The organism is Acidimangrovimonas pyrenivorans (genome assembly GCF_042643245.1).
Taxonomy (GTDB): Bacteria; Pseudomonadota; Alphaproteobacteria; order Rhodobacterales; family Rhodobacteraceae; genus Acidimangrovimonas; species Acidimangrovimonas pyrenivorans.
Map to the genome: position 1 here is coordinate 77,503 of NZ_JBHRSK010000006.1, position 21,534 is coordinate 99,036.

Genomic DNA, 21,534 nt, shown 5'->3' on the forward strand with positions numbered 1-21,534 from the left:
GCCCCTCCTACCGGCTCTTGTCGGGGATGAAGGTCGAGAAATCGACCATCGTGCCCAGCACTTGCAGATAGGCGATCAGCGCGTCCATTTCGGAGATGCCGGGCTGGCCGTCGAAATTGCGGACATTGGCCTTGGCGTAGCGTTCCTGCAGCCCTTCGTAATCGCTGTCGGGATCGGCCTGGGCGGCAAAGTCGGCCCGGGCGTTCTTGAGCATATCTTCGGTATAGGGCACGCCGACCATCTGGTTGGTCTTCATGACGTCCTCGATATACTTCCCGTCGATCATGTTGTGCAGCAGGAAGCCGTATTTCGGCATTACCGATTCCGGCACCACCGATTGCGGGTTGGTCAGGTGGTCGACATGCCAGGCGTCCGAGTAGCGACCGCCGACGCGGGCGAGGTCGGGCCCCGTCCGCTTCGAGCCCCACTGGAACGGGTGGTCGTACATCGATTCCGCCGCCAGGCTATAATGGCCGTAGCGTTCGACCTCATCGCGCATCGGGCGGATCATCTGGCTGTGGCAGACGTAGCAGCCCTCGCGGATGTAGATGTTGCGGCCCGCCAGTTCGAGCGGGGTGTAGGGGCGCACCCCTTCCACCTTCTCGATCGTGTTCTGCAGGTAGAACAGCGGCACGATCTCGACCAGACCGCCAATGGTGACCACCAGGAAGGCAAGCACCAAGAGCAGCGAGGCGTTGGTTTCGATTTTCTTGTGTTTGTCCAGAAAAGCCATGACTGTCTCCGATCACTCAGCCGGAACAGCCGTGGAGGCGGCTTTTTTCTCGGCCACCGAAGTCACGGTCTTCCAGAGGTTGTAGCACATGATGATGCCGCCGGTCAGGTAGAGCACCCCGCCGGTCGCGCGCACCACGAACATCGGATGCATCGCCGCGACGGTGTCGGCAAAGGAGTTGACCAGGAAGCCGTTGGCGTCGACTTCGCGCCACATCAGGCCCTGCATGATGCCCGAGACCCACATCGCCGAGGCGTAGAGCACGATGCCGATGGTGGCGAGCCAGAAGTGCCACGAGACCAGCGCCGTGCTGTAGAGCCGCTCGCGGTTCCACAGCCGCGGGGTCAGGAAGTAGAGCGCGCCGAAGGTGATCATGCCGTTCCAGCCCAGAGCGCCGGAATGGACGTGACCGATGGTCCAGTCGGTGTAGTGCGACAGCGAGTTGACCGCGCGGATCGACATCATCGGGCCTTCGAAGGTCGACATGCCGTAGAAGCCGACCGAGACCACCATCATCCGGATGATCGGATCGGTGCGCAGCTTGTCCCAGGCGCCCGACAGGGTCATCAGGCCGTTGATCATGCCGCCCCAGCTGGGCATCCACAGCATGATCGAGAAGATCATCCCCAGGGTCGAGGCCCAGTCGGGCAGCGCCGTGTAATGCAGGTGGTGCGGACCGGCCCAGATATACAGGAAGATCAGCGCCCAGAAGTGGATGATCGACAGCTTGTAGCTATAGACGGGACGCTCGGCCTGCTTGGGAACGAAGTAGTACATCATGCCCAGGAAGCCGGCGGTCAGGAAGAAGCCCACCGCGTTGTGGCCGTACCACCATTGCGTCATCGCGTCCTGCACGCCCGAGAAGACCTGCACCGACTTGGAGCCGAAGATCGAGACCGGGACCGCGAGGTTGTTGAAGACATGCAGCATGGCGATCGTCACGATGAACGACAGGTAGAACCAGTTCGCCACGTAGATGTGCTTTTCCTTCCGGTTCACCAGCGTCCCCAGGAAGACCGCCAGGTAGACCAGCCAGACGATGGTCAGCCACAGGTCGACATACCATTCCGGCTCGGCATATTCCTTCGACTGGGTGGCGCCCAGCAGGTAGCCGGTCGCGGCCAGCACGATGAACAGGTTGTAGCCCCAGAACACGAACCAGGCGGCATTGCCGCCCCACAACCGCGCCGCCGAGGTGCGCTGCACAACGTAGAACGAGGTGGCGATCAGGGCGTTGCCGCCGAAGGCGAAGATCACTGCCGAGGTATGCAGCGGCCGCAGCCGGCCAAAGTTGGCAAAGCCCTGGGCCCATTCGAAATTGAGGGCGGGGTAGGCGAGCTGGAACGCGATGAACGTCCCCATCAGAAACCCGACAACGCCCCAGAATGCCGTTGCCACAACACCGTAGCGCACCACGCCGTCCATGTATTCGTTGGTCGGGGTGACGGGCCGCTCCTCGCCCACTTGGCGGAGGCTCCAGAGGAACAGTCCGCCGGCGACGAGCATGACGATGATTGCGTGCACCTGATAGGCAAGGTCGTGCGCGTAGTTGGCTGCGATCGCGGCGAACAGCGCGATCACCGCCAGCACGACCAGCTTAACTAAATCCCACATTGTGCGTCCCTTCGTCTTTTTACCGGTCCGAGTCGGTTCGGCCGGGCATTATTCGACGGATCCGTGTGTGCCCGCAGGGGGGGGCAATCGCATTGATCCATGTCAAAAAGGCGTGAGCCTCGGCCATATCCACGTGAGAAACGCGTGAACTGCGGGTTGATCGAAGTCAATGCGGCCATCGCGCGCGTGGCGTATTGCTGCATCCGGAAGCGCGACGTCCGGTCGCTCTGAAAATCAAGCTTTTCCAAGGGGTTTTCCGATGGCCTACAAAAATCTTCTGACGGTTCTGACGGCGCTGGAGGGGCTCGAACCGACCCTGCGCGCGGCGGTAGAACTCGCGCGTCGCGAAGGCGCGCATCTTGACGTGCTCTGCCTCGGAATCGACCGGACGCAAGCGGGCTACTACTACGCCGGCGCCACGGTGATGCTGCAGCAGGAACTGATCGACCGCGCCAAGGCCGAGGCCGAGGAGATCGAGACCAAGGTGCGCGAGGTGCTGGGTTCCGAGGATATCAGCTGGGGCGTCGACGCGGCTGTGGCCCAGATCGGCGGCCTCGGCGCGATCGTGGCGCTGCGGGCCCGGTTCAGCGACCTCGTGGTCCTGCCGCAGCCCTATGGCGAAGGCCGCGGCCAGGAGGACGAGGCCGTGGTCGAGGCAGCGATGTTCGACGGCCAGGCGCCGGTCCTGGTGCTGCCCGAGGGCGGCCTGGGCGAGACGCTCGGCAAGCGCATCGTCGTGGCCTGGAACCAGAGCTCCGAGGCGCTGGCGGCGATCCGCCGGGCGCTGCCGATGCTGAAGGCCGCCGACACGGTGAACATCGTCGTCGTCGACCCGCCGCAGCACGGCCCCGAACGCTCAGATCCCGGCGGGGCGCTGAGCCAGATGCTGGCGCGCCACGGCGTCCGGAGCGAGGTTTCGGTGCTGGCCAAGACGATGCCGAAGGTCTCGGAAGTGCTCAAGCGCCACCTGCGCGACCAGAACGCCGACATGCTGGTGATGGGGGCCTATGGCCATTCGCGCTTCCGCGAGGCGATCCTCGGCGGCGCCACCCGTGCCATGCTCGAAGGCGCCGAAGTGCCGGTCTTCATGGCCCACTGATCTTCAGGGCCCACCGACGGGCCTGGCGGGGCCCTGCCCCGCCACAATGTTCCCCACTTGCGCGTCGCCCCTGCCTCGGGAGCGGCGCCTTTTTTTGCGCGCCCCGGCCCTCCCAGCTGGAGGCCGGCGCCCTGCCTTTCACCTGAATGAAAATATCCCGGGGGAGTCGCTCCTGGCGACGGGGGCAGCGCCCCCACGGCGCGCAGCGCCCGCGCAACAGCCTTGCGCGCTCCGCGCGCGCAACTGGATCAGCTTCGAAATCAGAGGCTTAGACCAGCATCCCGCCATCCGAATCGTCGCCCGCCTCTTCCAGCAGCCGATCGAAATTCGGGATCGTGACGTGGCGCTTGCCTTCCAGCACGATGACCTCGTCACGCTTGAGCGCCGAGATCTGGCGGCTGACGGTTTCCAGCGTCAGCCCGAGATAGTCGGCCATCGCCTCGCGCGTCAGCGGCAGGTCGAAGGTCAGCGGCCCCTTGGTGCCGTCGAGCGTCAGCGAGGCGTCGCGCCGGGCGATGATGGCGACAAGGCTGGCGATCTTCTCGCGCGCGGTCTTGCGGCCCAGAAGCAGCATCCATTCCCGCGCCGCGTCCAGTTCGTCCAGCGTCATCTCGAGCAGCCGCTGGCCGATATGCGGCGTGCGCAGCATCATGTCCTCGAACGGCTTCTTGCGGAAGCAGCACATCACCAGATCGGTGGTCGCGGTAACGTCATAGGCGGCGGCGGGGCGCCCCGGCCGGCCGACGAAATCCGACGGCAGCAGCAGGCCGACCATCTGGCGGCGGCCATCCTCCATCGTCTGGGTCAGGGTCGCGATGCCGGTGACCACCGAGCCGACGAAATCCATCTGGTCGCCCGACCAGATCACCGTCTGTCCGGCCTCGTAGCTGCGGTAGTACTTGATCTTCTCGAGCTCCTCGAGCTCTCGGTCGTCGCAACGTGCGCAGACAGCGCGGTGCCGGATCGGGCAGTCCCCACAATCATGGGAATTGAAACTGGCGTTATGGAGGTCCATCCGGCTCTCGTTTGATCTGTGTCAAGGCGCTAAGCAATCGGATTATCAAGGTAGTCCAATGGCAACTGAATCGCAACTGACGCGGCTCGGGCTTTTTGACGCGCGTGTGCCCCGATATACAAGCTATCCGACGGCACCGCATTTCAACGCGTCAGTGGGTCACGAGCATTTCTCCGCTTGGATCGAGTCGATCCCGGCGGGGTCGGAAATTTCCCTCTACCTCCATGTCCCGTTCTGCCGCCGGCTGTGCTGGTTCTGCGCCTGCCGGACGCAGGGCACCAGCTCGGACGAACCGGTGCGGGCCTATGCCGAGATTCTCAAGACCGAGATCGCGCTGCTGAAGGAGCGGCTCGCCCCCGGCGTGCGGCTGTCGCGGCTGCATTGGGGCGGCGGCACGCCGACGATGCTGCCGGCGGACATGATTTCCGACCTGGCCGGCACCGTCTTCGAGGCCGTGCCGATGGGCGAGGGGGCCGAGTTCTCGGTCGAGATCGACCCGAACGAGATCGACGACGCACGGCTCGACGCGCTGGCGGCGGCGGGGATGAACCGCGCCTCGATCGGGGTGCAGGATTTCGATCTCGAGATCCAGAAGATCATCGGCCGCGACCAGACCTACGACGTCACCCGCGACGCGGTCGAGGCGATACGCGCCCGGGGCGTGCACAGCCTCAATGCCGATATCCTCTACGGCCTGCCGCAGCAGAGCCCCGAGCGGCTGGCGGATTCGGTCCAGAAGCTGCTCTCGCTGGCGCCCGACCGGGTGGCGCTCTATGGCTATGCCCATGTGCCGTGGATGGCCCGGCGGCAGGTGATGATCCCGTCCGATACCCTGCCCCGGCCCGAGGAGCGGCTGGCGCTGTTCGAGACCGCGCGCAAGCTCTTCGTCTGGGACGGCTATCGCGAGATCGGCATCGACCATTTCGCCCGGCCCGGGGACGGGCTGGCCGTGGCCCAGGCCAACGGGACGCTGCGGCGCAACTTCCAGGGCTATACCGACGACACCGCGCAGGTACTGGTGGGCCTCGGCGCCTCGTCGATCTCGCGCTTCCCGCAGGGCTATGCCCAGAATGCCAGCGCGACGGCCGATTACACCAAGGCGATCCGCGAGGGAGAATTCGCCACCCGCCGCGGCCATGTCTTCAGCGAAGAGGACAAGCTGCGCGGCCGGATCATCGAGGCGCTGATGTGCGACTTCAAGGTCTCCACGGCCGAGCTGATCCGCGACTACGGCGCCTCCGAGGCGCAGCTGGCCGAGATGTACGACAAGGCGGCGAAGGCCTTCCCCGAGATGGTCGCGATCAGCGCCGAGGGGCTGGCGATCCCGGAACACGCCCGGCCGCTGACGCGGATGATCGCCCGCAGCTTCGACGCCTACGACCTGTCGAAAGCCGGCCACAGCACCGCGATCTGAGCTTCCCCCGTGGCGCCATCGCGCCGCGGGGGATGTGCCCCGCCGCAGGGTTGCTGCCCGCTTCCCTGCGGCCGGGTGCACCTGCCCCGACACCTCCCATTGCGGCACGGTCGGGCCGCCTCCGGCGGGAGTATTTGGACAAAGAAGAAATGCAGCGCGCGCCTGTGCTTCTACTTTGCGGAAATACTCCGGGGGCTCCGGCCCGCTCAGGCCTCTTCCAGCCCGGCGGCCTCGGCCTTGAGGTTGAAGGCGGCGGCCAGCAGGGCGCGGGTATAGTCGTGCTGCGGCGCCTGGAACAGCGCCTCGCCCGCGCCGCTCTCGACCACGTCGCCCTGGCGCATCACCACCACCTTGTGCGACAGCGCCCGCACCACCCGCAAATCGTGGCTGATGAACAGATAGGCCAGCCCGTGCTTCGCCTGCAGCTGGCGCAGCAGCTCGACGATCTGGACCTGCACCGTCATGTCCAGCGCGCTGGTCGGCTCGTCCAGCACGAGAAGGCGCGGCCGCAGGATCATCGCCCGGGCGATGGCGATGCGCTGGCGCTGGCCGCCCGAGAACTCGTGCGGGTAGCGGCCCATCGTCTCCGGGTCGAGCCCGACCTCGGCCATGATCTCGGCCACCATCTCGCGCTTGTTGCGGCCCGGCGCGGTGCCGTGCACACCCAGCCCCTCGGCGATGATCTGCTCGATCGTCATCCGCGGCGACAGGCTGCCGTAAGGGTCCTGGAACACGATCTGCATGTGGCGCCGCAGCGGCCGCAGGGCACGGGTCTTCAGCCCCTGGATGTCCTGGCCGAGATAGGTGATCGGCCCCTCGGACGAGATCAGCCGCATGATCGCCAGCGCCAGCGTCGTCTTGCCGGAGCCGCTTTCGCCGACGACGCCCAGCGTCTCGCCCGCCCGCACCGAGATCGTCGCCGCGTTGACCGCCTTCACATGGCCGACGGTGCGCCGCAGGAAACCGCGCTGGATCGGGAACCAGACCCGCAGGGCATCGGTGCGGATGATCTCTTCCGCGCCCGCCGGCACCGGGTCGGGCCGGCCCGTGGGCTCGGCCCCCAGCAGCTTCCTGGTGTAGGGGTGCTGCGGGTTGTCGAAGATCGCCGCCGTCTTGCCCTGCTCGACGATCTCGCCGCCCTGCATGACGCAGACCCGGTCGGCGATCCGGCGGACGATGCCGAGGTCGTGGGTGATGAACAGCAGGCTCATCCCCTCCTCGCGCTTGAGCTCGGCCAGCAATTCGAGGATCTGGGCCTGGATGGTGACGTCGAGCGCCGTCGTCGGCTCGTCGGCGATCAGCAGCTTGGGATTGTTGGCCAGCGCCATGGCGATCATCACCCGCTGGCGCTGCCCGCCCGAGAGCTGGTGCGGATAGGCGCCGAGCCGGCTTTCGGCGTCGCGGATGCCGACCTTTTCCAGCAGTTCCACCACCCGCGTCCGCGCCCTGGCGCCGGTCAGGCCCTGGTGCACCGTCAGGCTCTCGGTGATCTGCTTTTCCAGCGTGTGCAGCGGGTTGAGCGAGGTCATCGGCTCCTGGAAGATGAAGCTGATGTCGTTGCCGCGCACCTTGCGCAGCCGTTCGTCGTCGGCGCCCACCATCTCCTGGCCGAGGTAGCGGACGCTGCCCGAGACATTCGCCGCGCCGGACAGCAGCGACACGGTCGACAGCGCCGTCACCGACTTGCCCGAGCCGGATTCGCCCACCAGCGCCACGGTCTCGCCGCGGCCGACGGTGAAGCTGACGCCCTTTACCGCCTCGTTGACCTGGCCGTCCTGGCTGAAGCGGACGCGCAGGTCGCGGATGTCGAGGACGGTATCGCTCATTCGAAGGTCTTTCGCGGGTCGAAGGCGTCGCGCACCCCTTCGAAGATGAAGACGAGCAGCGACAGCATGATGGCGAAGGTGAAGAAGGCCGAGAAGCCCAGCCACGGCGCCTGCAGGTTCTGCTTGGCCTGCAGCGTCAGCTCGCCCAGCGACGGTGCCGAGGAGGGCAGGCCGAAGCCGAGGAAGTCGAGCGTGGCAAGGCTGCCGATGGCGCCGGTGATGATGAAGGGCAGGAAGGTGACGGTGGCGACCATGGCGTTGGGCAGGACGTGGCGGAACATGATCGTGCCGTTGGTCACGCCCAGGGCGCGGGCGGCGCGGACATATTCGAAGTTGCGCGCCCGCAGGAACTCGGCCCGCACGACATGGACCAGCGCCGTCCAGCCGAACAGCACCATCAGGAAGACCAGCAGCCAGAAGCTCATCTGCCAGATCGCGGCGACGATGATGATGACGTAGAGGCTGGGGGTCGAGCCCCAGATCTCGATGATGCGCTGGAAGATGAGGTCGATCCAGCCGCCGAAATAGCCCTGTACCGCCCCCGCCGCGATGCCGATGACCGAGGTCAACAGCGTGGTGATCAGGGCGAAGGCCACCGACATGCGGAAGCCGTAGATCACCCGCGCCAGCACGTCGCGCGCGGTGTCGTCGGTGCCGAGCCAGTGCTTGGCGTCTGGGGCCGAGGGGGCGGAGCCCTCGATGTTGTTGACGGTGTTGTAGCTGTAGGGGATCGGCGGCCAGAGGATCCAGCCCGGCGTGATCTTCTTGCCGTCCACCATGCCGGTCGTCTGCGCCTCCCTCATCACCTTGGCCGGCGCGTCGAAGCAGCTGTCGGCCCCGGCGGCGACGATCAGGCATTGCACTTCCGGGTCGCGATAGACCGCCTCGGTCTGGAAATCGCCGCCGAAGGCCGTCTCGGGATAGAAATGCAGCACGGGGCTGTAGATCTCGCCCTTGTAGCTGACCAGCAGCGGGTGGTCGTTGGCGATGAACTCGGCAAACAGCGACAGGCCGAACAGCACGGCGAACAGGATCAGCGACCAGTAGGCGCGCCGGTTCGAGCGGAAGTTGCGCCAGCGGCGCTTGTTGAGCGGAGACAGCGCCACGTCAGGTCTCCCGCGTGGCGAAATCGATGCGGGGATCGACCCAGACATACATCAGGTCCGAGACCAGCCCCATGACAAGGCCGATGACGCTGAAGACGAACAGGGTGCCGAAGATCACCGGGTAGTCGCGCGCCACCGCCGCCTCGTAGCCCAGCCGGCCGAGCCCATCGAGCGAGAAGATCGTCTCGATGATCACCGAGCCGCCGAAGAAGACCGAGACGAACAGCGCCGGGAAGCCGGCGATGACGATCAGCATCGCGTTGCGGAAGACATGGCCGTAAAGCACCCGGCGCTCGGTCAGGCCCTTGGCGCGGGCGGTCATGACGTAATGCTTCTTGATCTCGTCGAGGAAGCTGTTCTTGGTCAGCAGCGTCAGGGTGGCGAAGCTGGCGATGGTCGAGGCCAGCACCGGCAGGGTGATGTGCCAGAAATAGTCCAGCACCTTGCCGATCAGGCTGAGCTGCTCCCAGTTGTCCGAGACCAGCCCGCGCAGCGGGAACAGGCGCCAGTAGCTGCCGCCGGCGAACAGCACCAGGAGCAGGATGGCGAACAGGAAGCCGGGGATGGCATAGCCGACGATGATCGCCCCCGAGGTCCAGGTGTCGAAGCTCGACCCGTCCTTGACCGCCTTTCGGATGCCCAGCGGGATCGAGACCAGATAGGCGATCAGCGTCGACCACAGCCCGAGCGACAGCGACACCGGCATCTTCTCCAGCACCAGGTCGACGACGCTGATCGAGCGGAAATAGCTCTGGCCGAAGTCGAAATGGAGGTAGTTCCACATCATGTCGAGGAACCGTTCCAGCGGCGGCTTGTCGAAACCGAATTGCTTTTCCAGCTCGTTGATGAATTCCGGCGGCAGGCCCCGGGCACCGAGATAGCGCTGGTCGCCGGCAGTGTCCGCCTGGGCCGTCTGCTGGGCGCCGCTGTCGCCGCTGCCCGAGAAGTTCTGGAACACGTCGCCCTGGCCCTGCAGCCGGGCGACGATCTGCTCGATCGGGCCGCCGGGGACGAACTGGGTCAGGGTGAAGTTGATCACCATGATCCCGAACAGGGTCGGGATCATCAGCAGCAACCGCCGCAGGATATAGGCGCCCATGATGCCGCCGCCCTACTGGAAGGCGCCGGCGGCCTTCAGCGCCGCGGCCTTCTTGGCGTTGTACCACCAGAAATCGGTCTCGCCCAGGGCATGGGGCGGCATGTTCTTCGGGTGTTCGTACATGTCGTAATAGGCGACCGTGTATTTGTTCTTGTACCACTCGGGCACCCAGAAATGCAGCGCCCGCAGCACCCGGTCAAGCGCATGGACGGCGGTGACCATCGCGGGTTTGGTATTGGCGTTCAGCACGTCGTCGATCAGCGCGTCCACCGCCTTGTCCTGGAGCCCCATCTGGTTGAAGGTCGAGACATTGGCGGTTTCCGAGCCGAAATACTGCTTGAGGCCCGAGCTGGGGATGTAGCTCTGGCCCAGCATCCCGGTGATGATGTCGAAATCGTAGTCCGGATTGCGGATCCGCGTGGTGTATTGCGAGCTGTCGACGCGGGTCATGTAGGCGTCGATCCCCAGCCGCTGCAGGTTCTCGACGTAAGGATTGATGACCCGGTCGAAGGCCTGCTGGTCGTTGAGGAACTCGACCTTCAGCGTCTCGCCCTTGGCGTTGCGGCGCTTGCCGTCCTTGCCCACTTTCCAGCCCGCCTCGTCCAGCAGCCTCGACGCCTTGCGCAGGTTGCGCCGGTCGAGTTGGCGCTTACCCGAGACCGGGGCCATCACCGCGTCCTCGGTCAGCACGCCGGGCGGCAACTCGCCCGCCAGCGGCTCAAGCAGCTTGAGCTCGCCCGGGCTCGGCTTGCCCTTGGCGGCCAGGTCGCTGTTCTCCCAGAACGAATTGATCCGGGCATACTGGCCGTAGAACAGCGTTTCGTTCGACCATTCGAAATTGAAGGCCAGCCCGATCGCCTCGCGCACGCGGATGTCCTGGAACTTCGGCCGCCGCAGGTTGAAGATGAAACCCTGGCCCGAGGCGATGTTGCCGTTGGGCAGTTCGGCCACCTTGACCCAGCCCTTCTGGACGGCGGGGAAGTTGTAGCTGGTCGCCCAGAGCTTCGACGAGTTCTCGCCCCGGAAGGTGTAGCTGCCGGCCTTGAAGCCTTCGAAGGCGGCGTTGGAATCGCCGTAATACTCGATCCGGATCTTGTCGAAGTTGTACCGCCCGACATTGATCGGCAGATCCTTGCCCCAATAGTCCGGGTTGCGGCGATAGACGATGCGCTGGTCGACATCGAGGCTGTCGAGCACGTAAGGCCCCGAGCCCAGCATCGGCTTCAGGCTCGAGGCGGCGAAGTCGCGATGGGTGCGCTCGAAATCGGCCTTCGAGAAGATCGGCAGGCTGCCCACCATCTGCGGCAGGTCGCGCGTCGGGAAGCCCTTCTTGAAGGTGAACTTGATCTTGTGCGGCCCCAGCACCTCGGCCTTGTCGACCTGCTGGGCGAGGACGAAGCGGAAATCCGGCAGGCCCTTCTTCAGCAAGGTCTCGTAGGAGAAAGCGACATCCTCGGCCGTGACCGGAGAGCCGTCCGAGAACTTCGCCTCGGGCCGCATGGTGAAGATCACCCAGCTGCGGTCCTTGGGATAGGTGATCGTCTTGCAGATCAGGCAATAGGCGGCGCCCGGCTCGTCATCGACGCCGGTCAGCAGGGATTCGTAGAACATGCTCGACAGCGCACCGGCCCGGCCCTTGATGGTGTAGGGGTTCATGCTGTCGAAGCCGCCGATCATCCATTCCGAGATCTCGCCGCCCTTGGGTGCGTCCGGATTGACGTAGTCGAGATGCTTGAAGTCGGCCGGGTATTTCAGGGTGCCGAAGGGCGAGATGCCGTAGGAGGTGGTGACGCCGGCCTCGGCCTGCCCGGCATCGGCCTGGATACCGTCGCTCTGGGCATGACCACCGGCCGCGGCCAGCAGCCAGATCAGCGTCGCGAGCATCAGCGCCGACAGCGCGGCCGCGCCTCTCCCTGCCCCTGTGCGACAAATTGTAGCGGCTGCGGGGCGGGTGGTATCCATACGGTCCTCCGGGCGGTTGCGTCTGGTCGCTGCGGCGCGTCTCGGGCCGGCGCGGAACCCCTGTAAAAATGGCTCACGCTATCAGGCAAGCTATGAACGGCGCTGTCAAATGTTCAAGTTGAGATTCCGTGAACGCCCTGCGACCCGGCCGCGCATGCAAAAGGCCGCCCCGGCAGAGGCGGCCCCTGAGTTCTCAGCCCGTTCGGGGCTCAGTTGAGCGTCGCGAGATAGGCGATGACGTTGGCGCGGTCCTCGATTTTCTTCAGACCGGCAAAGCCCATCTTGGTGCCCGGCGCGAATTTCTTCGGGTCGTGGATGAACTGCTGGATGCGGTCCGGCGTCCATTTGCCGCCGAGGCTCTTCAGCGCGTTGTCATAGTTGAAATCCGGCACCGAGGCGACGTCGCGGCCGACCACGCCGTTCAGGTGCGGGCCGGTGGCGTTGTTGCCGTCGACCTTGTGGCAAGCCTTGCATTTGCTGAAGATTCGCTCGCCCTTCTTCGGATCGGCCGAGGCGTAGACGGTGGCGAAATCGGGGCCCTGATCCTTGGCCGCGGCGGTGTCCGTCGCGCCGGTATCGATGGTGTAGGCCTGCTTTTCCTCGCCATGGCCGCCTTCGCCGCCGCCGTATAGGCCCTCTGCCGCCCAGTTCCCGAGCAGGAAGATGAGCAGCGCCCCGCAGAAGGCACCGAGTATCTTGGTGAAGGTCATCGTGTCGAACATGTCGCGCCTCAAGCTGGCCGTTGTCTCGCCGTATCTATCCGCTTCCACTCTCAGTTTTCAAGGTATAGTTACCGGCCCGTGTGGCCCCGGGGCGGGCCGAACGCGCTGGAGGAGAGGCGGATGACCGGGCGGATCGCGTTTCAGGGAGAGCTGGGAGCCTACTCGCATCAGGCCTGCCACGACGCCCGTCCGGGCATGGAGGCGGTGCCCTGCCGGACCTTCGAGGACGCGATCGAGCTGTGCCGCAAGGGAGAGGTCGATCTGGCGATGCTGCCGGTCGAGAACACCACCTATGGCCGGGTGGCCGACATCCACCGGCTGCTGCCCGAAAGCGGCCTGCACATCGTCGACGAGGCCTTCGTCCGGGTCCATATCAACCTGCTGGGCGTGCCGGGCACCAAGCTGGAACAGGTCAAGCGCGCCCATTGCCACCTGGTGCTGCTGCCGCAATGCGCCAGCTTCCTGCGCGACAACGATATCGCCGGGGTGGTCAGCTCCGACAACGCCCGCGCCGCGCGCGAAGTGGCCGAGATGGGCAATCCCGAGGACGCGGCCCTGGCCTCGGACCTCGCGGCCGATGTCTACGGGCTCGACATCCTTGCCCGCCATATCGAGGATCACAAGCACAACACCACCCGCTTCCTGATCATGGCGCGCGAGCCCGACCTCAAGCGCCGCGGCAGCTCCGGCATGATGACCACCTTCGTCTTCCGGGTGCGCAACATCCCGGCCGCGCTCTACAAGGCGATGGGCGGCTTCGCCACCAACGGCGTCAACATGACCAAGCTGGAAAGCTACATGGTCGACGGCTCGTTCACCGCGACCCAGTTCTATGCCGATATCGAGGGCCACCCGGACGACCGCAACGTCCAGCTGGCGCTGGAGGAACTGCGTTACTTCACCAGCCAGATGAAGCTGCTGGGGGTCTACCCGGCCGATCCGCGCCGGCACGAGGTGGCGAAGGGCTGAGCGGCGAGGGACGGGCGCGGCGGTTCAGGCCGCGCCGCTGCGATAACGCCCCTCGATCTCGTGCACGAAGCCACGCACCCGGCGGCCGAACTTGGCGTTGGTGCGGGTCTTGGCCAGCCGCAGCGACTGCAGCGCGATCCGCGCCGGCAGCGACAGCGGCCGCATCTCGACCTTGACGATCACCCGCGTCCGGCGCGGCGACAACTCGTGCAGTTCGTAGACCAGCTCGCCCTCGACATTCTTCGACTCGCCGTCGAAGCGCATCCGCCGGGGATGGTCGTATTCCGCCAGGGTGACGTCCAGCCGCCGCGGCTTGCCCCGCATCTCGAACTGCGCCCGCCAGGCCGCGCCCGGCCCGATCGCGCCAAGATCGTCGGTGCGCGTCACCTCGGCCCCGCGCCGCAGCGCCGCGCGCTCGAAATCGCCGAAATCGCTCAGGGCCGTGAAGACGTAGTCGACCGGCGCCTCGATATCCTCTCGTGTCGATAAATTCATTGCTCGAACCCTCTTGCCCCGCGGCAGAGACTGTTGCCTCAATCGAGCCGGTCCGCAAGCCAGTTGGCGATCAGGAAATGGGCGATGGCGCCGCGCCGGGCCGGCCTGATGCGGTCGTGCAACCCGGCCATCACGCTGACCATCTCCTCGCGCGTGACCCAGAGCGCATCCTCGATCTCGACCGGGTCTATGGTGATCTCTTCGCTTTCCGCCCGGCCCCAGCAGCCCAGCATCAAGGAGGCCGGGAAGGGCCAGGGCTGGCTGGCGAGATACTCGACCGCGCCGACCCTGACGCCGGTCTCCTCGGCCACCTCGCGCCGCACCGCGGCTTCGATCGGCTCGCCCGGCTCGATGAAGCCGGCAAGCAGCGAATACATCCCCTCGGGCCAGGCCGGAGAGCGCCCCATCAGCACCGAATTCCCCCGCGTGATCAGCATGATGACGACGGGATCGGTGCGCGGGAAATGGTGCCCGCCGCAGGACGGGCAGATGCGCTGCCAGCCGGCCATGGCGACCGCGCTCGCCGCGCCGCAGCGGGCGCAGAAGCCGTGGGTCCGGTGCCAGGAATAGAGCGCCCGGGCGGTGGCGGCGAGCTCGGCGTCGCGCGGGCTGAGCCGGGCCATCACCCCGCGCAGCTCGGCAAAGCGCTGGTCGGGCGGCAGGGCCGGGTGGTGCTGTTCGCTGGGATCGAAGAAGGCGCCCAGCGCGGCAGTGTCCAGCCCCGTCGGCTCCCAGCGCGAGATATCGGCGGCAAAGCGCGGGGCGTCGCCGTCGAGACCGAGGAACAGGCGCGGTTCGCCGGCCAGCGCCAGCACCTCGTGATCCGGCGCCAGCAACCCCAGCCTATCGCGCTCCTCGCCGGCGATCAGCGGCTTGCCGCGCCACAGCGGCAGCACCCGGGCGTCCGGGTCGGCCCACATCCGTGCCTGGGCTTCGGCATCGCCGCGCAGCCCCGCTTCCCGCTCCAGCCCCGAGCCGCCGAATGTCACCTGCTCCGCGATCCGCATGTCCTGCCCTCCCTGCGCTGCGCGTCTTTCCTGCCACGCGGATCGGGCAGGCGCAAACTGCCTCGGCAAGGGGGAAGATCGTCGCAACCTCTACGCGAGTGAATTTGCTGGCCAGTCGCGCCCGCTTCTGGCAGGCTGAAACACTTGACATAAGCCCCCGGCGACCGCGACCGCGACCATGCCGGGGCAAATCCGACAGCAGAGGTTCCCCATGTCCGCCGACAACGCTAAAGGCATGACGCGCCGCAGTTTTCTTAACCAGTCAGCCGCCGCAGGTGTTTCCTTGATCGCGCTTCATCCCTTCTCGGCCCGTGCCGCCACCAACCAGGCCCACCTGCGGATCATGGAGACCACCGATCTCCACGTCCATGTCTTCCCCTACGACTACTACGCCGACAAGCCGGTCGATACCGTCGGCCTGGCCCGCACCGCCTCGCTGATCGCCGGCATCCGGGCTGAGGCGACCAATTCGATGCTGCTCGACAACGGCGATTTCCTGCAGGGCAACCCGATGGGCGACTACATCGCCTATGAGCGCGGCATGAAGGACGGCGACATGCACCCGGTGATCACCGCGATGAACACGGTGGGAATCGAGGCCTCGACGCTGGGCAATCACGAGTTCAACTACGGGCTCGGCTTTCTCGAAAAGTCGATCGCCGGGGCCAAGTTCCCGATCGTCTCGGCCAACGTGGTCAAGAAACAGGGCGCCGATCCGCGCGGGGACGAGACCCTGATCAAGCCCTATGTCATCCTCGACCGCGAGATCGCCGACGGCGCCGGCATCAAGCACCCGATCCGCGTCGGCATCATCGGCTTCGTGCCGCCGCAGATCATGCAGTGGGACAGCCACAACCTCGAGGGCCGCGTGACCACGCGCGACATCGTCTCGACCGCGCAGGCCTGGGTGCCCGAGATCAAGGAAGCCGGCGCCGACATCATCATCGCGCTGTCGCATTCCGGCATCGACGCCGCCGCCCATGTCGACGGGGCCGAGAACGCCTCGGTGCCGCTGGGCCGGGTCGCCGGCGTCGACGCGATCATGACCGGGCACCAGCACCTCGTCTTCCCCTCGCCGACCTTCGCCGACATGAAGGAGGTCGATGTCGCCAAGGGCACGATCGGCGGCAAGCCGGCGGTGATGGGCGGCTTCTGGGGCTCTCACATGGGCCTGATCGACCTGATGCTGGAACGCGACGGCAACGCGTGGCGGGTGATCAGCGCCGAGACCGAGGCGCGGCCGATCTATATCCGCCACCCCGACCGCTCGATCACGCCGACCGTCGCAAGCCAGCCCGCGATCCTGAACTCGGTCCGCAAGGAGCACGAGGCGACGCTGGCCTATATCCGCCGCCCGGTCGGCAAGACCTCGGCGCCGCTGCAAAGCTATTTCGCGCTGGTGGCCGACGACCCCTCGGTCCAGATCGTCTCGAACGCCCAGCTCTGGTACATGCGGCAGATGCTCAAGGATACCGCGTATGCCGCCCTGCCCCTGCTGTCGGCGGCGGCGCCGTTCAAGGCCGGCGGTCGTGGCGGGCCGGACTATTACACCGATGTGCCGGCGGGCGCGGTGGCGATCAAGAACGTCGCCGATCTCTACCTCTACCCGAACACGGTCCGGGCGGTGAAAATAACGGGCGCCCAGCTGCAGGGCTGGCTCGAACGCTCGGCCGGGATGTTCAACCAGATCACCCCGGGCAAGCCCGACCAGGTGCTGCTCAACCCCGATTTCCCGAGCTACAATTTCGACGTCATCGACGGGGTGCGCTACCAGATCGACCTCAGCCAGCCGTCGCGCTTCGACAGCAAGGGCGGTGAGCTGAATCCGGGCGCCAGCCGGATCGTCAACCTGACCTACCAGGGCAAGCCGGTCGATCCGGCCGCCGAATTCATCATCGCGACCAACAACTACCGCGCCGGCGGCGGCGGCGATTTCCCCGGCGCCAAGGGCGACACGGTGATCTTCGAAGGTCCCGACACCAACCGCGACGTCATCGTCCGCTACATCGTCGAGCAGGGCACGATCAATCCCAGCGCCGACGGCAACTGGCATTTCGCGCCGTTGCCCGGCACCACGGTGCTGTTCGATACCGGGCCGAAGGCGGCGAACTACCTCGGCGACGCTGCGGGCGTGCGCATCGAAGCGGCCGGTCAGGGGCCGAACGGCTTCGCCCGCTTCCGCATCTCGTTGTGATCCCCCGGCGGCGCTCTAGTGCTGCAGCAACGGCCAGAGCGAGGCCAGCAGCATCGCCGCCATGCCCCAGTTGAAGACCCGCAGCCGCGCCGGATCGCTCAGCACCCGGCGCAGGCCGCGGCCCAGCACCGCCCAGGTGGTGATCGAGGGCAGGTTGACCACGCCGAACACCCCGGCGACCAGCAGCACGCCCAGCAGGCTGTCGGGCGGCGCGTAGGCGGCGATCGCGGTCATCGCCATCGCCCAGGCCTTAGGGTTGACCCACTGGAATCCGGCCGCCTGCAGGAAGGTCAGCGGCCGCCCCTCGGCCGCCACCGCCTCGGGCGGGGCGGCATGGGCGATCTTCCAGGCCAGCCAGGCCATGTAGACCAGGCTCAGCCCCTTAAGCACCAGGTGCAGCGGCGGCCACAGGTCGAACAGCCGCGCCAGCCCGGCGCCTAGCAGGATCGTCATCACCACGAATCCCAGCGCGACGCCGAACATGTGCGGCACCGTGCGGCGCAGGCCGAAATTGGCCCCCGAGGCCATCAGCATCAGGTTGTTCGGCCCCGGCGTGATCGACGAGACGAAGGCGAAGGCGACAAGCGCGGTGAGGATCTGGTAGGTCATGCCGCAACATTATGCGAATATCTCCGCAATCGGGTTGCCATCTGCCCCGCAAAGAGACAAACATATCAATCAATGACCAAGAATGATCGCACAAACGACCGGATATTGCAGGAACTCTCCCGCGATGGTCGGATCTCGAATCTCGAACTGGCCGAGCGCGTGGGCCTGTCGCCCTCGGCCTGCCTGCGCCGGGTGCAGGATCTCGAACGGCGCGGGGTGATCAAGGGCTACCGCGCGGTGCTCGACCCGGCGGCGATGGGCACCGGCTTCACCGCCTATATCACCGTCGGCCTGTCGCAGCACACCAAGGCGTCCCAGGAGGCCTTCGAACGCGCCATCGCCCGCGCGCCGCAGGTCGCCGAGTGCCACAACATCACCGGCAACGTCGAATACCTGCTGCGGGTCGAGGTCGCCGACCTCGCCGCCTACAAGCAGTTCCATACCGAGGTGCTGGGCACCCTGCCCCAGGTCAGCGCCATCACCTCCTATGTCGTCATGGCCTCGCCCAAGGACCAGCGCGCTTAGGGCGTCGGAGGCGGGGGGCACCTCGCATCCCTTTCATCTTCACGCAAATATCCCGGGGGTCCGGGGGCAGCGCCCCCGGCCTCGGCCCTTGATCGCCTCTGCCCGCCGGCCTAGCCTCGGCCGTCCCAAGTGCGGAGCCCGCCATGACCCTCGCCTCGCTTCTGATCTTCGCCGGCGCCCTTGCCGTTGCCGCCGGCGCGCCCGGGCCCAGCATCGCCGCGCTCGTCGCCCGCGTGCTGGCGCGGGGCGGGCGCGAGGTGCTGCCCTTCCTCGCCGCGATGTGGCTGGGCGAGGCGGTCTGGCTGTCGCTGACGGTCTGGGGCCTGTCGGCCATCGCCCAGAGCTTCCAGCCGGTCTTTGCCCTGATCCGCTGGGCCGGGGTCGCCTATCTGCTGGTGCTGGCCTGGAAGATGTGGCGCGCGCCGGCTGAAACCGAGGCCGGGGCGCTGCCGCCGCACGCCCCCGGCTGGCGCATGTTCGGTGCCGGGCTGGCCGTCACCCTGGGCAATCCCAAGATCATGCTGTTCTACCTCGCCCTGGTGCCGACGATCATCGACATGACGCGGATGACCGTCTCGGGCTGGGCCGAGCTGACCCTGACGATGACCGCGGTGCTGATCGCCGTCGACCTGGGCTGGGTGACACTGGCCAGCCGCGCCCGGCGGCTGCTGAAAAGCCGCCGGGCGGTGCGGGCGGCCAATCGCGGCAGCGCGGTTGTGATGGCCGGCGCCGCGACCCTGATCGCCGCGCGGGGCTAAGGCTGGATCGGGGCGGAGGCTAGAGCAACGTCCCGACCCAGACCCCGGCGCCCATCAGCGCCGCGCCCAGCAGCAGCCAGCCCAGCGGACCGGCGCGGCGGGCGGGCTCGGCCGGGGCCTCGGGCTCGGAGCCGCGGATCAGCGCGGCCTCGACCATCTGCGGCAGGCGCGGGCCGAAACGGGCCATCACCTGCACCGTCCGGCCGACGTCACGCAGCGCGGCGCGCGGGCCGACATTCTCGCGGATGTAGCCCTCGACGATCGGCCGGGCGACTTCCCAGATATTGATATGCGGGTCGAGCGAGCGGGCCACGCCCTCGACCACCACCATGGTGCGCTGCAGCAGGATCAGCTCGGTCCTTGTCTGCATGCCGAAGCGTTCGGTCACCTCGAACAGGTAGGACAGCAGCCGCGCCATCGAGATCCGCGAGGCGTCCATGCCGAAGATCGGCTCGCCCACCGCGCGCAGGGCGCTGGCGAAGGCTTCCATGTCGCGGTCGGCGGGGACGTAGCCGGCCTCGAAATGGACCTCGGCGACGCGGCGGTAATCCTTGCGGATGAAACCGAACAGGATCTCGGCATAGACCTTGCGGGTATATTCGTCGATCCGGCCCATGATGCCGAAGTCATAGGCGGCGATGTGGCCGTCGGCCGTCACCTTCATGTTGCCCTGGTGCATGTCGGCATGGAAGAAGCCGTCGCGCAGGGCATGGCTGAGGAACAGCTGCAGCACCCGCGCGCCCAGCACCCGGCGGTCGTGGCCGGCGGCGTCGAGCGCCGCGTTGTCGCCCAGCGGCACGCCTTCGACCCAACCCATCGTCATAACCCGGCGGCTGGACAGGTGCCAGCGCGGCTCGGGCACGGCGAAACCGTTGTCGCCCTTGGTATTCTCGGCGAATTCCGAGGCCGCGGCGCTTTCCAGCCGCAGGTCGAGCTCGCCCATCACCACGCCCTCGAAATGGGCGATGACGTCGGTCGGGCGCAGCCGGCGGGTGGCAGGCAGCAGCGATTCGATCATCCGGGCGGCGAAGTAGAAGGCGTCGATATCGCGGCGGAAGGCGCGCTCGATCCCCGGGCGCAGCACCTTGACGGCCACCCGCTCGCCGCTCTCGGCCAGTCGGGCGCTGTGGACCTGGGCGATCGAGGCAGCGGCGACCGGGTCGGAGAAGTCCGAGAAGACCTCGTCGACCGACAGCTCCAGCTCGTCCTCGATCATCCGCTTGGCGGTGGCGGTCGGAAAGGGCGGCAGCTTGTCCTGCAGGTAGCGCAGCTGCTCGGCCAGCTCGTCGCCGACGACGTCGGGCCGGGTCGAGAGGATCTGGCCGAACTTGATATAGGCCGGGCCGAGCGCGGTCAGCGCACGGGTCGCCGGCGGCAGCGCGGGGTCGCCCCTGACGCCGAGCCAGGCGAAGGGCCAGCCCAGCACGCGGGCGGCGAAACGCAGCCGCGGCGGGGCGTTCATCGCCTCGAGCACGACGCGCATCGCGCCGGTGCGTTCGAAGGTGGCGCCGGTGCGAATCAGGCGCCAGAGATTGTGCGGCCCGCGCATGTCAGAGCTTCCAGCCCGAATGCAGGGCGGCGACGCCCAGGGTCAGGTTGCGGTATTTCACCTGCTCGAAGCCGGCCTCGCGGATCATCTGGGCAAAGCTCTCCTGATCGGGGAACTTGCGGATCGATTCGACCAGGTACTGGTAGCTGTCGCGGTCATTGGCGACGATCTGGCCCATCACCGGGATGACGTTGAAGGAATAGCGGTCATAGGCCCATTGCATCAGCGGATTGGGCAGCTGGCTGAACTCCAGCACCATCAGCCGCCCGCCGGGCCGCAGCACGCGATAGGCCTCGCGCAGGGCGTCGGCGATGCGGGTGACGTTCCGGATGCCGAAGCTGATCGTGTAGACGTCGAAAGTATTGTCGGCGAACGGCAGCGCCATCGCGTCGCCGACCACCCAGTCGAGGCTGTCGGCCATGCTTTCCGCCTCGGCCCGCTGCCGGCCCTCGACCAGCATCGATTCGGTCATGTCGAGCACGGTCGCATGGGCGCCCGGCGCGCGCTTGAGGAACCGGAACGAGATGTCGCCGGTTCCGCCGGCGACGTCGAGCAGCTTCTGCCCCGGCCGCGGCGCCAGCCAATCCATCATCGCGTCCTTCCAGACCCGGTGGACGCCGCCCGACATCAGGTCGTTCATCACGTCGTATTTCGAGGCCACGCGGGTGAAGACCCCGTGGACCATCCCCGCCTTCTCCTCCTCGGCCACGGTCTGGAAGCCGAAATGGGTCGTCTTTGCGCTGTTGTCGGTCATCGGGCCTTGCCGTCGTGATTTCCGCCCCTTCTTATAGGCCGCCCACACGCCGATACAATGCGCCCCGCGCCGCAGGAGCCTTCA

Annotated in this window: 19 protein-coding genes; 6 read left to right on the top strand and 13 right to left on the bottom strand. The window is 66.7% G+C overall.

The features are described 5' to 3' along the window. Positions 1-7: 7 nt before the first annotated feature. Together ccoO and ccoN are read right to left on the bottom strand one after the other, a co-directional pair. Positions 8-733 (bottom strand): cytochrome-c oxidase, cbb3-type subunit II, encoded by a 726-nt coding sequence (gene ccoO, locus ACFOES_RS10190; RefSeq protein ID WP_377833164.1) that lies wholly within the window; start codon positions 731-733, stop codon positions 8-10. A gap of 12 nt (positions 734-745) precedes the next feature. After that, on the bottom strand, positions 746-2,347 hold the full coding sequence (ccoN, locus tag ACFOES_RS10195; RefSeq protein WP_377833165.1) for a cytochrome-c oxidase, cbb3-type subunit I: 1,602 nt from the start codon (positions 2,345-2,347) through the stop codon (positions 746-748). A 259-nt stretch (positions 2,348-2,606) separates the two neighbouring features. Here ccoN and ACFOES_RS10200 point away from each other — a divergent pair, with 259 nt between their 5' ends. Then, positions 2,607-3,446, top strand: a complete 840-nt coding sequence (locus ACFOES_RS10200; protein WP_377833166.1) for a universal stress protein — start codon at positions 2,607-2,609, stop codon at positions 3,444-3,446. Between the two features lie 268 nt (positions 3,447-3,714). Here the strand turns inward: ACFOES_RS10200 and fnrL are convergent, their stop codons facing one another. Continuing rightward, on the bottom strand, positions 3,715-4,461 hold the full coding sequence (gene fnrL, locus ACFOES_RS10205; RefSeq protein WP_377833167.1) for a transcriptional regulator FnrL: 747 nt from the start codon (positions 4,459-4,461) through the stop codon (positions 3,715-3,717). A gap of 58 nt (positions 4,462-4,519) precedes the next feature. On the opposite strand from fnrL, the gene hemN reads away from it, so the two are divergent. Then, entirely contained in the window at positions 4,520-5,875 is a 1,356-nt protein-coding gene (gene hemN, locus ACFOES_RS10210; protein WP_377833168.1) for an oxygen-independent coproporphyrinogen III oxidase, read from the top strand. Positions 5,876-6,081: 206 nt separating this feature from the next. Here the strand turns inward: hemN and ACFOES_RS10215 are convergent, their stop codons facing one another. The 5 genes from ACFOES_RS10215 to ACFOES_RS10235 form a co-directional block, all read right to left on the bottom strand. Beyond that, positions 6,082-7,701 carry an ABC transporter ATP-binding protein gene (locus ACFOES_RS10215; protein ID WP_377833169.1) on the bottom strand — a complete coding sequence of 540 codons (1,620 nt, stop codon included), beginning with the start codon at positions 7,699-7,701 and terminating at the stop codon, positions 6,082-6,084. After that, entirely contained in the window at positions 7,698-8,807 is a 1,110-nt protein-coding gene (locus tag ACFOES_RS10220) for an ABC transporter permease (protein ID WP_377833170.1), read from the bottom strand. Before ACFOES_RS10220 ends, ACFOES_RS10215 begins: the two co-directional genes overlap by 4 nt. 1 nt (position 8,808) lies before the next feature. Further along, entirely contained in the window at positions 8,809-9,906 is a 1,098-nt protein-coding gene (locus ACFOES_RS10225; protein WP_377833171.1) for a microcin C ABC transporter permease YejB, read from the bottom strand. A 12-nt stretch (positions 9,907-9,918) separates the two neighbouring features. Then, positions 9,919-11,790, bottom strand: coding sequence for an extracellular solute-binding protein (locus ACFOES_RS10230; protein WP_377833172.1), 1,872 nt, complete (start codon positions 11,788-11,790; stop codon positions 9,919-9,921). 287 nt (positions 11,791-12,077) lie between these two features. Then, positions 12,078-12,590 (bottom strand): c-type cytochrome, encoded by a 513-nt coding sequence (locus tag ACFOES_RS10235; protein ID WP_377833173.1) that lies wholly within the window; start codon positions 12,588-12,590, stop codon positions 12,078-12,080. 120 nt (positions 12,591-12,710) lie between these two features. Here ACFOES_RS10235 and ACFOES_RS10240 point away from each other — a divergent pair, with 120 nt between their 5' ends. After that, a complete protein-coding gene (locus tag ACFOES_RS10240) occupies positions 12,711-13,559 on the top strand; it encodes a prephenate dehydratase (RefSeq protein WP_377833174.1) in 849 nt (282 codons plus the stop codon). Between the two features lie 24 nt (positions 13,560-13,583). Here ACFOES_RS10240 and ACFOES_RS10245 read toward each other — a convergent pair whose 3' ends face one another. After that, positions 13,584-14,054 (bottom strand): SRPBCC family protein, encoded by a 471-nt coding sequence (locus tag ACFOES_RS10245; protein ID WP_377833175.1) that lies wholly within the window; start codon positions 14,052-14,054, stop codon positions 13,584-13,586. Between the two features lie 38 nt (positions 14,055-14,092). Further along, on the bottom strand, positions 14,093-15,061 hold the full coding sequence (gene nudC / locus ACFOES_RS10250) for an NAD(+) diphosphatase (RefSeq protein ID WP_377833176.1): 969 nt from the start codon (positions 15,059-15,061) through the stop codon (positions 14,093-14,095). 235 nt (positions 15,062-15,296) lie between these two features. Between nudC and ACFOES_RS10255 the strand changes: the two genes are divergently transcribed. Next, entirely contained in the window at positions 15,297-17,255 is a 1,959-nt protein-coding gene (locus ACFOES_RS10255; protein WP_377833177.1) for a bifunctional 2',3'-cyclic-nucleotide 2'-phosphodiesterase/3'-nucleotidase, read from the top strand. A gap of 15 nt (positions 17,256-17,270) precedes the next feature. Here ACFOES_RS10255 and ACFOES_RS10260 read toward each other — a convergent pair whose 3' ends face one another. Next, a complete protein-coding gene (locus ACFOES_RS10260; RefSeq protein ID WP_377833178.1) occupies positions 17,271-17,864 on the bottom strand; it encodes a LysE family translocator in 594 nt (197 codons plus the stop codon). A 72-nt stretch (positions 17,865-17,936) separates the two neighbouring features. On the opposite strand from ACFOES_RS10260, the gene ACFOES_RS10265 reads away from it, so the two are divergent. After that, entirely contained in the window at positions 17,937-18,389 is a 453-nt protein-coding gene (locus ACFOES_RS10265) for an Lrp/AsnC family transcriptional regulator (protein ID WP_377833179.1), read from the top strand. 143 nt (positions 18,390-18,532) lie between these two features. Next, positions 18,533-19,147, top strand: a complete 615-nt coding sequence (locus ACFOES_RS10270) for a LysE family translocator (RefSeq protein WP_377833180.1) — start codon at positions 18,533-18,535, stop codon at positions 19,145-19,147. 19 nt (positions 19,148-19,166) lie between these two features. On the opposite strand, the gene ubiB is transcribed toward ACFOES_RS10270, so the two are convergent. Next, positions 19,167-20,696 carry a 2-polyprenylphenol 6-hydroxylase gene (ubiB, locus tag ACFOES_RS10275; protein ID WP_377833181.1) on the bottom strand — a complete coding sequence of 510 codons (1,530 nt, stop codon included), beginning with the start codon at positions 20,694-20,696 and terminating at the stop codon, positions 19,167-19,169. Between the two features lies 1 nt (position 20,697). Continuing rightward, positions 20,698-21,450 carry a bifunctional demethylmenaquinone methyltransferase/2-methoxy-6-polyprenyl-1,4-benzoquinol methylase UbiE gene (gene ubiE, locus ACFOES_RS10280; protein WP_377833182.1) on the bottom strand — a complete coding sequence of 251 codons (753 nt, stop codon included), beginning with the start codon at positions 21,448-21,450 and terminating at the stop codon, positions 20,698-20,700. Positions 21,451-21,534 lie beyond the last annotated feature (84 nt).